This window comes from Maribacter sp. 4U21 (genome assembly GCF_002742365.1).
Classification (GTDB): domain Bacteria; phylum Bacteroidota; class Bacteroidia; order Flavobacteriales; family Flavobacteriaceae; genus Maribacter.
The window spans coordinates 1-14738 of the sequence record NZ_MDGN01000030.1 but is presented as its reverse complement, the minus strand read 5'-3'; the positions used below and the strand labels follow the sequence as shown (position 1 = coordinate 14738).

15 protein-coding genes and 1 pseudogene are annotated in these 14738 nt (G+C 38.6%); 12 read left to right on the top strand and 4 right to left on the bottom strand.

What is annotated here, in order from left to right; all coding sequences use genetic code 11:
- Window positions 1-27 precede the first annotated feature (27 nt).
- The 4 genes from BFP77_RS05475 to BFP77_RS05460 all read left to right on the top strand — a co-directional run bounded on the left by BFP77_RS05475 (window position 28) and on the right by BFP77_RS05460 (window position 3888).
- Complete coding sequence (locus tag BFP77_RS05475; protein ID WP_099573093.1) at window positions 28-534, top strand: DUF6702 family protein; 507 nt, start codon at window positions 28-30, stop codon at window positions 532-534.
- 61 nt (window positions 535-595) lie between these two features.
- Window positions 596-2905, top strand: a complete 2310-nt coding sequence (locus BFP77_RS05470; protein ID WP_099573045.1) for a M1 family metallopeptidase — start codon at window positions 596-598, stop codon at window positions 2903-2905.
- Between the two features lie 79 nt (window positions 2906-2984).
- Window positions 2985-3323, top strand: coding sequence for a Sec-independent protein translocase subunit TatA/TatB (locus tag BFP77_RS05465; protein WP_099573044.1), 339 nt, complete (start codon window positions 2985-2987; stop codon window positions 3321-3323).
- 4 nt (window positions 3324-3327) lie between these two features.
- The gene (locus BFP77_RS05460; protein ID WP_099573043.1) at window positions 3328-3888 is read left to right on the top strand and encodes a phosphatase PAP2 family protein; all 561 of its coding nucleotides are present in this window, start codon (window positions 3328-3330) and stop codon (window positions 3886-3888) included.
- Here the strand turns inward: BFP77_RS05460 and BFP77_RS05455 are convergent.
- The gene (locus tag BFP77_RS05455) at window positions 3866-4507 is read right to left on the bottom strand and encodes an O-methyltransferase (RefSeq protein ID WP_099573042.1); all 642 of its coding nucleotides are present in this window, start codon (window positions 4505-4507) and stop codon (window positions 3866-3868) included. The two genes, BFP77_RS05460 and BFP77_RS05455, sit on opposite strands and share 23 nt — an antisense overlap.
- Before the next feature lie 62 nt (window positions 4508-4569).
- Between BFP77_RS05455 and BFP77_RS05450 the strand changes: the two genes are divergently transcribed.
- From BFP77_RS05450 to BFP77_RS05440, 3 genes are all read left to right on the top strand, one after another.
- Window positions 4570-5040 (top strand): GNAT family N-acetyltransferase, encoded by a 471-nt coding sequence (locus tag BFP77_RS05450; RefSeq protein WP_099573041.1) that lies wholly within the window; start codon window positions 4570-4572, stop codon window positions 5038-5040.
- A gap of 67 nt (window positions 5041-5107) precedes the next feature.
- Complete coding sequence (gene kynU / locus BFP77_RS05445; RefSeq protein WP_099573040.1) at window positions 5108-6388, top strand: kynureninase; 1281 nt, start codon at window positions 5108-5110, stop codon at window positions 6386-6388.
- A gap of 66 nt (window positions 6389-6454) precedes the next feature.
- Complete coding sequence (locus BFP77_RS05440; protein ID WP_099573039.1) at window positions 6455-7603, top strand: MFS transporter; 1149 nt, start codon at window positions 6455-6457, stop codon at window positions 7601-7603.
- Window positions 7604-7987: 384 nt separating this feature from the next.
- On the opposite strand, the gene BFP77_RS05435 is transcribed toward BFP77_RS05440, so the two are convergent.
- Window positions 7988-8605, bottom strand: coding sequence for a hypothetical protein (locus tag BFP77_RS05435; RefSeq protein ID WP_257212879.1), 618 nt, complete (start codon window positions 8603-8605; stop codon window positions 7988-7990).
- Window positions 8606-8740: 135 nt separating this feature from the next.
- Between BFP77_RS05435 and BFP77_RS05430 the strand changes: the two genes are divergently transcribed.
- The 4 genes from BFP77_RS05430 (at window position 8741) to BFP77_RS05415 (ending at window position 11103) form a co-directional block, all read left to right on the top strand.
- A complete protein-coding gene (locus tag BFP77_RS05430; protein WP_180272315.1) occupies window positions 8741-9370 on the top strand; it encodes an RNA polymerase sigma factor in 630 nt (209 codons plus the stop codon).
- On the top strand, window positions 9371-9568 hold the full coding sequence (locus BFP77_RS05425; protein ID WP_099573037.1) for a hypothetical protein: 198 nt from the start codon (window positions 9371-9373) through the stop codon (window positions 9566-9568).
- Window positions 9569-9591: 23 nt separating this feature from the next.
- Window positions 9592-10419, top strand: a complete 828-nt coding sequence (locus BFP77_RS05420; protein ID WP_099573036.1) for a mechanosensitive ion channel family protein — start codon at window positions 9592-9594, stop codon at window positions 10417-10419.
- A 135-nt stretch (window positions 10420-10554) separates the two neighbouring features.
- Window positions 10555-11103 (top strand): ClpP family protease, encoded by a 549-nt coding sequence (locus BFP77_RS05415; protein WP_099573035.1) that lies wholly within the window; start codon window positions 10555-10557, stop codon window positions 11101-11103.
- Between the two features lie 77 nt (window positions 11104-11180).
- Here the strand turns inward: BFP77_RS05415 and BFP77_RS05410 are convergent, their stop codons facing one another.
- Both BFP77_RS05410 and BFP77_RS05405 read right to left on the bottom strand, forming a co-directional pair.
- Window positions 11181-13127 (bottom strand): OmpA family protein, encoded by a 1947-nt coding sequence (locus tag BFP77_RS05410; RefSeq protein WP_099573034.1) that lies wholly within the window; start codon window positions 13125-13127, stop codon window positions 11181-11183.
- 48 nt (window positions 13128-13175) lie between these two features.
- A complete protein-coding gene (locus tag BFP77_RS05405; protein WP_099573033.1) occupies window positions 13176-14081 on the bottom strand; it encodes a PorP/SprF family type IX secretion system membrane protein in 906 nt (301 codons plus the stop codon).
- A gap of 270 nt (window positions 14082-14351) precedes the next feature.
- Between BFP77_RS05405 and BFP77_RS05400 the strand changes: the two are divergent.
- Window positions 14352-14738 (top strand): annotated as a pseudogene (locus BFP77_RS05400) (IS1595 family transposase); the annotation flags it as partial.

Sequence of the window (14738 nt, the reverse complement as noted above, 5' to 3'; positions counted from 1 at the left end):
TTTGCTTATTTTTATAAAAACAACAATATGGGCTATTTAAGGAAAGGACTTTTACTTTTAATACTACCGCTTTTTGCATTTACGATAGCACATAAATTTTATATCAGTGTAACGCACGTGGGCTACTCTGAAAAAGATGATGCCTTACAGGTTACTACAAGGGTTTTTATAGATGATATGAACAGTGTGCTTAACGAGCGTTACGATATTAGTTCTAAACTAGGTACCGATGAAGCGTCTAAGGCGGATAATGCGTATTTTGAAAAGTATTTGCGTACCAAATTCGTTATTGAGATCAATGGAAAGCCAGTACGGTACACCATGATCGGTAAAGAGTATGATACGGACATGATCGTTTGTTATCTGGAAGTTCCAGAAATTGATTTACCCACCGTTAAGACTGTTGCTATTACGAACGAAATGCTAACCGACCTTTTCGATGAGCAACAGAATGTGTTGCATATTAAAATAAAGGAAAAAAAAAAGAGCTTCGTCTTGCTTAAATCTGATGCTAAAGGAATGTTAAACTTGTAACATTCTCCTCGGAAATCCTTTAAAAAACTTTATTTTCCCCCGACTAAAAATGGAATAGAAAATGATAAGATTCAAGTACACTTTTGCCTCGGTTTTATTTTTATTTGCTGCGATTTCCTTTGCACAGGAAGAAGAAAAGCAAGACAAAGAGCCAGGTCATTACAATCAGAGTAAATTCAAGCAACTTTACGAAGAGTTTTCAACGCCCAACACCTATCGCTCCGCTTCCGGGGCACCTGGTCCCGATTACTATCAGCAGCAGGCAGATTACGTGATGGACATTCGTTTAGACGATAAGAATGCCAAAATATATGGGGAAGAGACTATAACGTATACGAATAATTCTCCCGATAATCTGGAGTATCTTTGGGTGCAGTTAGACCAAAACGTTAGGGCTAAAGACTCCAAAGCACCCTTGCGTAATGGTGGCGGGGTACCTATTGCAGAAGGTCCAAGTGGCTTTGCCGCAAAATACTTGACCGAACCTTTTGATGGGGGTTTTAATATAGAACACGTAAAGGATGCCAATGGTAGAGCCCTTTCGCACACCATCAATTTTACTATGATGAGGATAAATATGCCAAAAGCGCTGAAGAGCGGAGAGCAGTACACCTTCTCTATTAAATGGAATTATAACATACCCGATCATACTGTGAACAGGGCACGCTCTGGTTATGAGTATTTTCCAAAAGATGGAAATAGAGCCTATGTCATTGCACAGTTTTTTCCTAGAATGGCCGTTTACAGCGATGTAGAAGGATGGCAGAATCATCAGTTTTGGGGAAGTGGAGAGTTTGCATTGCCTTTCGGGGACTATGAAGTGAACATTACCGTTCCTGCAGACCACGTTTTAGATGGTACAGGTGTTCTTCAAAATAGAAAAGAGGTCTATTCCAAAGAGATGATGAGGCGTTATGAGATGGCTAAGAAGTCTTATGATAAACCTGTAATCATTGTTTCCCAAGCGGAAGCCGAAGCAGCCGAAAAGTTTTTTTCCGATAAAACGAAGACTTGGAAATTAAAGGCCGAAAACGTCAGGGATTTTGGATTTGCCACTTCAAGAAAGTTTATTTGGGATATGCAGGCCGTCAAATTAGGGAATAGGGATGTCATGGCCGTATCTATGTACCCTAAAGAAGGTAATCCCCTTTGGGAGGAATATTCTACCAAAGCGGTAGCCCATACCTTAAAATCCTATTCCGCACATACTTTTGATTATCCTTATTCAAAGGCCATATCCGTACATGCAAAGAATCAGGGTATGGAATATCCTATGATTTGCTGGAATTACGGAAGACCAAATGAAGATGGAAGCTATTCGGACCGAGTAAAATATGGTATGATCAGTGTAATCATACACGAGGTTGGTCATAACTTTTTTCCAATGATCGTCAATTCCGATGAGCGTCAATGGGGTTGGATGGACGAAGGTTTGGATACCTTTATGCAGTATATGGCAGAGCAGGAATTCGGAGAAGCATTTCCGGAGGCAATCGCGCCAAATAGTGCTTACCCATCTAGAAGAGGGGCTCCGGCAAAGATAGTCCCGTATATGAGTGGTGACCAAAGTACGATTTCCCCGATTATGTCCAATCCTGAAAACGTATATCAGCTGGGTCCTAATGCTTACGGAAAACCGGCTACGGCCTTAAACATTCTTCGCGAAACGGTCATGGGCAGAGAACTTTTTGATCATGCGTTTAAAACCTATTCCAAACGTTGGATGTTTAAACACCCTACCCCGGAAGATTTCTTTAGAACTATGGAAGATGCCTCTGCCGTAGATTTGGACTGGTATTGGAGAGGATGGTTTTATACTACGGATTATGTGGATATAGGCGTAAAGGGTATTAAGAAGTACTACGTGAGCGATAAACCCAATAAAAAAATGCAGGAGTACATGGCTGCAAGGAACCTTACTGAAGCAGATTTAAGACCCTTGGTTTATTTAGCTGATGCGGAGGGTGATGATGCAGATCCTGAATTGAAAGGTAAGTTACCTTCTGAAAGTTCTACGACTCTTAAAGAGTTTATGATGGATAATATGACGGAGGCCGAGAGAGCTGCTGTCAAAGAACCCAAATATTTTTACGAGGTTACTTATGACAAGCCCGGTGGTATTCCCATGCCTTTAATCGTAGAGTATACCTATGCGGACGGTACTACGAAATATATAACCTATCCCGCAGAAATTTGGAGAAAAAACGATAAAGAAGTTAGTATTGTTATGGCATCCGAAAAAGAATTGAAGGGAATCGTGGTAGATCCAAAACTGGAAACCGCGGATATCGATACTACTAATAACTCTTGGCCTAAGAAAGAAGAGCAGAACGACTTTGATAAGTTCAAGGAGAATATTAAAGGAAAATAAATTCCATTTTTTCACTAAAAGCCTCGTTAATTCAACGGGGCTTTTTTAGTTAGCATCTAAACTTGTTTATATTTGTAGTATGATAGCGACCCATTTTTTGTTCATCAGCGGTGGTGAGATTTTCTTTATCATGTTCATAGTGGTAATGGTCTTTGGTGCGGATAAAATTCCAGGAATCGCCAAAGGTCTTGGAAAGGGCATGCGCCAGTTAAAGGACGCCACTGAGGATATAAAGCGAGAGATTCAGCGCAGTGCGGACAAGCAGGGCATAGATACAAGCGTAATTACTGATATCCAAAAGGATATAGATGATGTTAAGAACAGTATAGATACTGGTATTGCCAAAGACGTAAAAAAGGGTTTTGGTGATGTGGGTAAAAGTATTAGTGATGCGGCCGGTTCCGTAAAAAGAAAATAGTCCCATGCTCGATAAACTTTTACAATGGGATCGTGAAACCTTTATTTATTTAAACAGTCTTGGTATTGAACAGTTCGATGTGTTTTGGTCAACGGTAACCAAAATCCCCACTTGGACCCCTCTTTTTCTTCTCTTTGGATTCTTATTTTTCAGAACATACCCTAAAAAACAAGCACTAGGTATCATTATAACCTTGTTGGTTATGGTGTTCTTTGTAGTAACCCTAACAGATTTGACCAAGGAAGTCGTTGCGAGATTAAGGCCCAACAACGATACCGAAATAAATACGCTTATTCGAATCTTAAGGAGTCCTACAGGCTACAGTTTCTTTTCTGGTCACGCATCTTCATCATTCTCTATCACAACATTGGTTTTTTTGTTTTTAAGGAAGCATGTTAAATGGGCGGCCGTATTTTTTATATGGCCATTACTGTTTGCCATGAGTAGGATTTATGTAGGTGTTCATTTTCCCATTGATTTAATCGTGGGAGCTTTGGTGGGCGCCTTTTCGGCGTGGTTGTTCTACCGTCTTTATCTTAGGCTTATTTTACCCTACTTAGCGTAAGTCCGTCCCTTACCGGTAGTAGTACGGTCTCTAGTTTTGGATGTACCTTAAGGGTATTGTTATATTCCAACAGTATTTTTGTAGTCTTATCCTTGGGGTCCAGGGCTTCAATTACCTTTCCGGACCAAAGCACATTGTCCGACAGGAGTATAGTGCCTGTTTTGGTCTTGGGGAGTACAACATCTAAATAGTTGAGGTATTCTTTTTTTTCCGCATCAATAAATACGAGGTCAAAGGTGGTATCTAGCTGTGGAATAATATTCAGGGCATTGCCTATGTGTTGCTTAATATGAGTTCCATATCCACTTTTATCAAAGTATTTACGCTGTATGTCAAACAGCTCCGCATTTACGTCTATCGTATGCAGAGTGCCACCCTTTTGAAGTCCTTCAGCCAGGCAAATTGCCGAGTACCCCGTGTAGGTTCCAATCTCCAAAATATTTTTGGGACGTACTATTTTGGAAAGAAGACTAAGGACCCTTCCCTGAAAATGACCCGTAAGCATTCTCGGTTGTATTACCTTTAAATGGGTTTCCCGGGTTAGCTCCTTCAAAATATCAGGTTCGTCTTGCGAGTTGTCGCTGATATAATTCTCCAATAAAGTAGATAGGAAGTGCATGACTTAATTTATGTCAAAAATACCATTTTAAGCAGTACCTTAGGTCATCATAATTTTTCTGTATGACTGAAGAAATAGTGATAAGAAAGGCTGTTGATGCTGATTTGGAGGTGTTGTTGGCCATGGAGCAGGGCGTAATAACTGCCGAGAGGCCTTATGACCCTACTATAAAGGAAAATCCTGTACATTATTACGATTTAAAGGATTTAATGGCAAATCCAAAGGCACTACTATTGGTTGCCCTGTACAAAGAGAAAATTGTAAGTTGTGGATACGCGCTTGAAAAGGCGGCTAGGAGTTATTTGGACCATGATACGTATGCCTATTTAGGATTTATGTTCACGGTAGCGGATTACCGGGGTCACGGTATCAACAAGCTGATAATAGAAGGTTTAAAGGAGTGGGCGTACTCCCGGGGTCTGTCGGAAATTAGACTTACCGTATACAGTGATAACGACCCTGCACTACGAGCGTATAAAAAGGTTGGTTTCAAGAGCCATATGATAGAGATGCGAATACCGAATAAGCAATAAATTATAATTCTACTACCAAGTTCTACGCTTTCCTTTTGTATCAGTATTTTTACATAAAATTTTGTCTATGGAATTTAAGAACACCTTATCCTTTGCACAGGCGATGGATAGTAAAGATGCATTACAATCGTATAGGGATGAGTTCCTATTTCCAAAAGTCAATGGCAAGGATGTGATTTATTTTACCGGGAACTCTCTAGGCTTGCAGCCAAAGCGTACCAAGAAGTATATAGACGAGGTCATGAACGATTGGGCTTCACTTGCGGTAGAGGGTCATTTTTACGCTGATAAACCTTGGTGGGATTACCATGAGCGTCTAGCGGAGCCCCTAGCTAAGGTGGTAGGTGCCAAACCTAAGGAAGTATCCGTAATGAATACCCTAACGGTAAACCTACATCTCTTAATGGTATCCTTTTACAGGCCGGATAAAAAACGATTTAAGATCATATGCGAAGAAAAAGCATTTCCAAGTGATCAGTACATGCTTCAAAGTCAGGTTAAGTTTCATGGACTAGACCCGTCAGAGGCAATTATAGAGGTTAAAAAACCGGAAGGTGCACATGCTTGGAAGACCCAAGATTTTATTTCAAAAATTGAAGCGGTCGGGGATGAGTTGGCATTGGTTTTAATTGGTGGAGTAAATTATTACAACGGACAGGTTCTTGATATGGAAGCGATTACCAAGGCAGGTAAGGCAGCTGGGGCCATGGTAGGATGGGATTTGGCCCATGGCGTAGGTAATGTTGCTTTAGAATTACATGATTGGGACGCAGATTTTGCGGCATGGTGTAGTTATAAGTATATGAACAGTGGTCCGGGAAATGCTTCTGGAATTTATGTACACGAGCGCTATTTGAACAGGAAGGACATTCCACGTTTTGAAGGATGGTGGGGTACCAAAAAAGAAACACGTTTTCTTATGAAACCAGCATTTGAGCCTATGGAAAACGCAGATGCATGGCAGGTAAGTAACGCACCTATTTTATCCATAGCACCTTATCTAGCCTCCTTAGAGCTATTTGAAGAAGTAGGTATGGAAGCGTTGATCAGGAAAAGAGATAAAATTGTGGCTTACTTGGAGTTTGTATTAACGGAAATCGATAAAGAAGTAGCCAGTTCTTTTGAAATTATAACGCCAAAGGATAGGGGATGTCAGCTGTCGGTCTTCTTACATGGTGAAGGTAAAGCGCTATTTCAATATTTAATGGATAACGGTGTCATTACGGATTGGAGAGAACCAAATGTTATCCGATTGGCACCAGCACCCTTTTATTGCTCTTTTGAGGATATGTATAGATTCGGTCAGATTTTGAAAAATGGAATTCTTTCTAAATCAATTAAAAACTGAAATCTTATCAAGGAAACAGATAACACTAATGTTCAATAAATTAAAACCCGTTAGCAACATATACTATTGAAATCACTTCTCCTAATATTAGGTAATGCTCGGTATTTTGGCCCCTCTTGGGTATTTGCTAGTTTAAATATACTTTTTGGTACTTGGGCCATTTATATTCCAAGCGTAAAAGAATCGTTGGCGATAAACAACTCGGAGTTAGGAATTACCATTTTCTTTCTGTCACTTGGCGTATTCTCCATATTTCCGTTTGCGTCAACCATAATTAATAGGTTTGGGGTAGGTAAAACAACCTGGTACGGGGTAATAGGTAGTTCGTTTGCCGCTATGTTACCGTTACTTGCACCATCATATTATAGTTTGATGGCGGCACTATTTATTTTCGGAGCTACCAATGGTTTTACGGATATTTCAATGAATACCTTGGTCACGGAGATAGAGAAGAAAGATAAAGCGAAATTTATGTCCGCATCCCATGGTTTTTTCAGTCTCGGTGGGGTTTTGGCGGGATTAGGTAGTTTTCTCATAGGGCCTTTAGATAATCCTGTTTTGCATATGGGTTTGGCCGTTTTCTTGGTGCTTGTGGTAAATCTTGTTTTTTATAGAAAGTACGTATCCATTATAGCAGCACCTATTATAAAAGAGCCTTTTAGTTTAGGATTATTTAAACCGCTTATGCTTTTAGGAATAATTTCATTTATTGCTATGGGGAGTGAAGGCGCCATAGTAGATTGGAGTGGTATTTATTTAAAGGAAGTTAGCATAGCTCCGGAAGCACTCTGGGGGGTAGGATTTTTAGGGTTTCAGTTAACCATGACCTTGGGGCGTTTCTTAGGTGACCAAATGAGCAACGTAATGGGCTCTGTTAAAATGGTGGCCCTAGGTACAATTTTAGCTGTAGCGGGCTATGTTCTTGTGTTAACCGTTAATACGGGTCTGGCTATAGCAGGCTTTGCTCTGTGTGGTCTTGGTTTTTCGGTAATGGTGCCAGAAATATTTAGAATAGGAGGTAATGTCAAAGGAGTGGATTCTTCCCAAGGTGTGGCTTTTATTGCAGGAACCGGTTATGCAGGTTTTCTGTGTGCTCCCCCTATTTTGGGATTTTTAGCGGAAAACTATTCACTCAAAGTCTGTTTCATGGTTCTTTTGGCAGTGGCGTTGCTAATTCTAATGGCAACTTTGAGTCTAAAAAAACGACCAAGCTAATTTTATAAAATGATGTTTAATCTAGGTTGTTCCTAATTTTAAATTCCTTGCTTCCTTTGCCCATTTGTCTTATTAAATCTTGCATCTCCTTTGTAAGTAAAAGCTGGTTTTGTGCATCCCAATAGGTCTTTTTTTATTGAAATTTTAATTTGAAGATATCCTTTTGTTCATTTACGTTACTCTTTATTTTCTCATTACCAAAAATTATGTGCGGTTTTGGAGGTAATTTCTACTTTAAATAGGCGTTTCAATTAAGGAATCGGCGATTAAGGCTTTGTGATTATTTTGACAAAGCAGTAAAAAGGGAATAGAAAGAATGACTTTGGTAAGGTTGATTTTCATGAATAACTATGCTATTCTTTCTCAATCAAAAATAAGACCAAATTACTTCACTTCAATGCCGGTAAAATAGAGCATAAAGTCGCTATCCGGCATTTTATGCATACTGGCAATATGTAAACCGTTTAAATTCTTATAATCTTCCCAACTGGTAATCATGGAAGGTTCCTCTTGGTTCCCTTTTCTAAAGACCCATTCCTTTATCCTATAGTCCTCACCAAAGTAAAAATCATAGGCGTCTCCTGGAGTATAACCACCTTCACTACCATAAACGATGGTCAGTTTTTGCATAGCTTCCTTGCTTATAGGAGCGTCGCTATTCGCTTCATGTTCATAGGTGAAATTATTCTGGTCCCAAACCAACTGGAAGGGTCCTAAAAGCCAAAATTTATCGTTAATAAATCCACCATCTGTTTTCATGATGGTACTATCCATGGACATTCGATTATAACGAACCGTGTCCTCTCTCGTCGTCAGAACTACGTTATTGGTTTTTGGCTCCCAGAGCCAGGTACGCTCAAAATGAGAGGAATCCCTATCTACATTAAAAGTGTATTTGATATGAGATATGGTTTTCCAGTTCTCAAAACCATGGGCATTGGCTACTTTTTCTAGGATTGTAAGCTCTTTTACCTCACTGTGTACCTCCTCCTTTTTTTCCATCTTGCAGCTAATGGTAAGAAAGAAAAGTAGGATCAAGCAATAGATATTTTTGTTCATCATAACTTTCAATTTGGGATAAAGATATCGATATCTGAATCTTATACCTATTTTTGAAATACCTAAAAGTACCAGAGAGTGACCTTCATAAGAAAACTGTGTCTAATCATCATAAGCAACCAATTCAAAATAAAATTGGATTCTGATGACCCCTACAAGGACGTAAGTGATGAAGATCTAGTTCTTAAAATAGTTGAAAAGAAAGACTCTATGATGTTTGGAGTCTTGTACGACCGTTACGCAAAAATGGTCTATAACAAGTGTTATGGCTTTGCCAAATCCCAAAAGGAGGCAGAGGATTTAACGCAGGATGTCTTTTTAATGCTATTTGTGAAATTAGGTTCTTTTAAAGGAAGGTCTAAGTTTTCGACCTGGCTTTATTCGTTTACCTATAACTTTTGTGTAAATTATGTAAATAGGGATAAAGGAAGGAAAATTAGTGATAAGGCCAATAACATCGAGGACACCGAATATAAGTTGTCAGTTGAGGTAACGGATGAGAGTTTGTTGGACCTACAAGTAGAGAAGTTGAAAAGAGCATTGGAAATGATACCGCCAGAGGATAAGAGTTTATTATTGCTTAAATATCAAGATGGCGTATCTATTAAAGAGTTGGAGACTATCTTGGAGATAGGCAGTAGTGCGGTAAAAATGCGCTTAAAAAGAGCAAAAGCAAGAGTAATTGAAACCTATAATTCATTACCCTAGATGTTAGAACAAAACAAAAATCCGTTTAAGGGAATTCAGGGAGATCTTAAGGATGTTCCACCAGAATTGCGTAATAAAGTAATGCACGATATCGCCATAGCCAAACTTATCATGGAAATGGCTACATTGTTTACGGGTAATTATTCAGCAATAATAGAAGGTATGCTTAAAACATCGGGTTCAAATAATAAGAAATAATAATAAAGAGATAGTCATAAATTATGGAAACAGTAGGACAATGGAAAGATCTTATATTTGAGACATTGGGCTCAATCTTAAAGGATATTGCTTCGGCACTACCTGGCATTTTTGGAGCCTTTGTAGTGTTGTTATTCGGATGGATTACGATAAAAATAGTCTCTTTTATCGTTAAAAAAATCCTTAAAATAGCCAAGGTAGAAGTATTGTCTAACAAGGTAAACGACGCAAAACTTTTTGGGGATTCTGACATAAAGATAGATATAGCCAAGGTACTCCTAAGTTTTATTAAGGGTGTGTTATGGTTAGTATTCATTATCGTAGCCGCAGATGTAATGAATTTAAAGATTATCTCTAGTGAGATAGCCAATCTATTAAGGTACCTTCCCATACTGTTGTCCGCCCTCATCATTTTCATGATAGGACTGTATTTGGCAAAAGCCATCAAGAACACGGTTACCACTGTTTTTGAGTCTATGGACTTGGGCGGTGGCAAGATGTTGGGCAACGTTCTTTTCTATATGATAATAATTTTTGTGAGTATTACCGCGCTCAATCAGGCAGGTATTGATACGACCATAATTACTAGTAATTTCACTATAATATTAGGTGCTTTTCTTTTTGCTGCTGCCTTGGCGTTAGGTCTAGGTTCTAGAGAAGTAGTGGGTGACCTGCTACGAACCTTTTATACCAGAAAAATTTATGAAGTGGGGGATAAGGTTAAAATAGGTAAAATAGAAGGTAGGGTAGAGGCCATCGATAATATTTCTGTTATTGTTAAAACTAAATCCGGTAAGGTAGTTGTTCCCATCAAAAAAGTGGTGAATAAAACCGTTGAGGTAGAAGATTAAAGATTAGTGAATTATTATAGGTATAGGCGGGGCATATTGCTCCGCTTTTTTTTTATTTATTATGATTATCAAATTTTTGCGTGGTAGGTTTAGTAATTATTTCCTTAATTTTGATGTCTAGAAAAAACTTTATTTATGAGTGCTAAAAAAGGAAAAATACAAGAGGCTATAGATGAGAAAATGCTAGAAGAAAGAAAGGTATTTCTTTGGGGCATGGTAGACGATGATTCAGCAAAACATGTGATAGATAGATTGTTGTATTTGGATATGCAGAATAATAAGGAAATACAATTATACATTAATAGTCCTGGTGGTTATGTTACTTCCGGATTTGCCATGTATGATTCCATTAAGGCATTGAAAAGTCCCGTTTCTACTATATGTACTGGCCTCGCGGCGTCTATGGGTTCCATATTACTTTCTGTTGGAAAAAAAGGAAGACGTTTTATACAACCACATGCACAGGTGATGATTCATCAACCAAGTGGAGGAGCAAGGGGACAGGCCTCTAATATAGAAATTCAAGCAAGGGAAATTATAAAGACCAAAGAGTTAAGTGCCCAAATTCTTGCGGATAACTGTGGTCAAAAATTTGAGAAAGTTCTAAAGGATTTTGATAGGGATTACTGGATGAACGCCCAGGAGTCTATTGAATACGGTATTGTAGATGGTGTTTTAGAATAACCATTCTATATCGGTATTAAAAAAGTCCCTCTCAGATTAAGAGAAGGACTTTTTTTTAGTCTTTAAACTGTTATATTTTATTTGGCAGCCAAAACTCCTTTTTTGATTTGAACTATTGGGAATTCCGTTCTTCTGTTCAACTCTAATTCTTCTGGAGAACAATCTTTTTTGCTAGTACAATGGTTAATGGGCATTCGTTTACCAAATCCTTTATAAGAAATTATTCTATCTTCTGAGATGCCATTGGCAATCAAATATTCATAGGTAGATTTTGCCCTTCTTTGAGATAGGCCATCGTTATAGTTATGACTTCCAACTGGGTCGGTATGGGCCTCTAATTTTATGATCATATCAGGATAGGTCTTGGTCATTACGCGAACTACCTTATCCAATTCCAAAGCGGCATCCGGTCGTATATTACTTTTATTAAAATCAAAATAAATCTTATTCAAGTCTGCTAAAAGCTTAAGGTCTAAAACCGGTTCTAAAACGATATCTTTTCGTATCATCTTTTGTGCGTTAGGCGTTCCTGATGTGTTGAAATAGACATTCTTGTGCGGGTGTGTTTTTCTGACCGCCTCAATCATATAGGTGGTTTTTCTATTAATCGGAAATCTGTAGTAACCCTTTTCGTCAGTAACAGTCTGTGCGACCAAAGTGTTTGTTTTTTGGTCAAATAATTTTATATGAACACTATCTAGGGGTTGTTCATTAACACCATCAATTACAAACCCTTCCACATCCAAAGCAGGGGTGAACTTAAATTTATAGATATCATCTCCACCCATTCCTCCTTCTCGATTAGAACTTACATAACCATCTATTCCGTTTGGAAAACCGTAGTAGCCAAAATCATCGCTAGAGCTGTTGATAGGTGTACCTAAGTTAATTACATCTATGATGTCACCTTCTTCATTGGATATAGTTGAAAACACATCTAATTGACCAAAGCCTACATGACCGTCAGAACTAAAGAACAATTTTCCTTCTTCGTTTATGAAGGGAAACATTTCGTTACCTTCCGTATTCACGGCGGGCCCTGCGTTAATGGGTGAACCAATACCACCTCGGTCATGAATTTCAGAATAGTAGATATCCGTACCACCGTACCCTCCAGGTCTATCAGAAGTAAAATACAGTCTTTTTCTGTCTGGTGTAACGGATGGGTGACCTGTGGAATAGTAGTCACTATTTACACGCAAACCCCTGTTTTCTGTCCACTCACCATCTACGAGTTTAGCACTATATATTTTTAGGTTTATTTCATCAAAAGCTCCATATCCTTCCTTTTTATTAAAAAAGTTGTTCCTCGTAAAATAGATGATAGTATCATTCTTATAATCTGTAGAAAATACTAAAGAACTTTCATGGAATTTGGTATTCACTTCGCCTTTCAATCTAGTAGGAATAGATAATTCATTATCTCCCTGGATAACAAATAGGTCTAGCCAAGGCTCTTCGTTCCAACCATAAGTGTCTCCGGTGACAATGTCTCTCCTAGAAGATGCAAAATAAAGGTCTCCACCTCTTGAGAAGGTTCCAAAATCGCTTTCGGTAGAGTTGAAAGTAACCGGTTCTACTTCGTAACGCTGTCTACTATTAAAAACTACAGAAGCTAAATTCCCATCTTTAAGAAAACGCTTTAAACGAGAATCATTTTTGTTGAACTTTTTATATTTCCTTAACCACTTTGCGGACTCCTCATGTTCACCGTTACTATAAAGTGCCATAGCGTATTTAAAGTAATAGTCCGTAGGAAGGGTAGCATTATTGATTACCGCCTTAAAGTGTGGAATCGATTTTTTGTAATCTCTGATAAGCAGGTAACATTCTGCTAATTGTTGGTGGGCATAATCGCTGTTAAGCCCTCCTTCTATCATTCGCTCATACTCCGCAATTGCTTTGATATACGAGAATTTACTAAAGAAATAGTCTCCTTTTTTCTGTGCACCATACTGCGCAATGGTAAGTTGGTGGGCAAACAAAAAGGCGACCAATAAGACTGAATTTGTAAAACTTTTCATGATGTAGGATTTAATATTTTTGGAACTAAACGTATTGGGGTTCTTTAATTAGAAATATCTTGGGGACTTTATTGGACCTCTTTGTTTCTTTCTAAGTTCATAGATTAGAATTATTTCGTGGGTTCCACCAGTATAAGGTTTAATAGTTGAGGTAGGTAAATCATAGGCATAACCTACTCTAATATCTTTCGAAACTTGATAATCCATCATTGCTCCAAAGTTCGAAGCGTCATTAACCCTATAGGAAGCACCTATCCAAAACTTTTCATTAAAAAGAAAGTTTGCCGTAAAATCATAAGTGGCCGGAGCTCCGTTCGTAAATTTTGTAATAATTGTTGGTTTAAATTTTGTGTTTTCAGAGACATCTAAAACCAAGCCCCCAATAGCGTAATAACTATTTCTTTCTAGAGCTTGGAACTCACCTTCGTTCAAATCCGTATTAAGAATTCTTGGAGATGAAATCCCCGCATACCATCTATTGGAACCAATATAAAAACCCGCTCCAAAATTGGGGTTCCAACTATTAAAGTTAGAATTAAAGAATACGTCGTTGGGGTCAGGATTTTCCAAAGTATAGTTGGTAAAACCTGCCTTAAGACCAAATGACATTTTTACCTCTTCGTTTACCGGAACGGTATAGGAGAAATCCCCATATACATAATTTGTACTTTCAAAACCTAAACGGTCGTTTATATAGGAAATACCCAAACCGATCCTATCGTTTCTTAAGGGAGAGTGAACGGAAAATGTGCTAGTTCTTGGGTTTCCTTCCAGTCCAGCCCACTGATTTCTATGAAGAACAGTGGCGTTAAGTGTTCCTCTGCTTCCTGCATAGGCTGGGTTAACAGAGATTGTATTGTACATGTACTGTGTAAATTGGGGTAACTGTTGAGCGGTAGCAATGGTTCCGATAAAGACCATTAGGATAAATGTTACCTTTTTAAGGTTGTTCATGATAATTAGGTTAAATGCTTACTAGCTGATACTGGGGTATCGTAAATAGGTTAATTATAAATCAAATTTATATATATCCCCTGTTAATCAATAAATTAGACGTTTAAGGTGTTAGTAAATTCGTTCTTTTGCATAAGTTTCGTTTAACTGTGTTTTTTCATAGTTCAATGAGATATAAGACCGTAAGCGACGGTTTGTCACGGTTTTAAAAATTTATAGAGGGTCAGTAGATAAATTCATACTTTTGAATTCAATAAATATAGGGTTTATATGGATATTTTCAAGGGTCAAAACCTTCTAGAGTTCTCCGATGGCTTCAAAACGGATCTGGACTGCAAGGAGTATCTCGCCGGGATCAAATGGAAAGAGGGTTTCAAATGCGTCAAATGTAACCATGTCGCAGCGCAGGTAAGAAAAGACTTTTCGAGGACGTGCAACATCTGCGGCCATACCGATTCGGCCACTGCCAACACGCCTTTCCATAAGGTCAAGTTCGGTCTTCGAAAGGCCTTTTTCATCTGTTTCGAGATGTCGACCAGTACAAAGAGCCTGTCGGCCAGTTACATGGGCGTGCGCTACGGTGTCACCGAAAAGACCGCCCGCCTGTTCATGCTCAAGGTAAGGGAGGCCATGGCGTCCAGCGGGAACCACCCGATG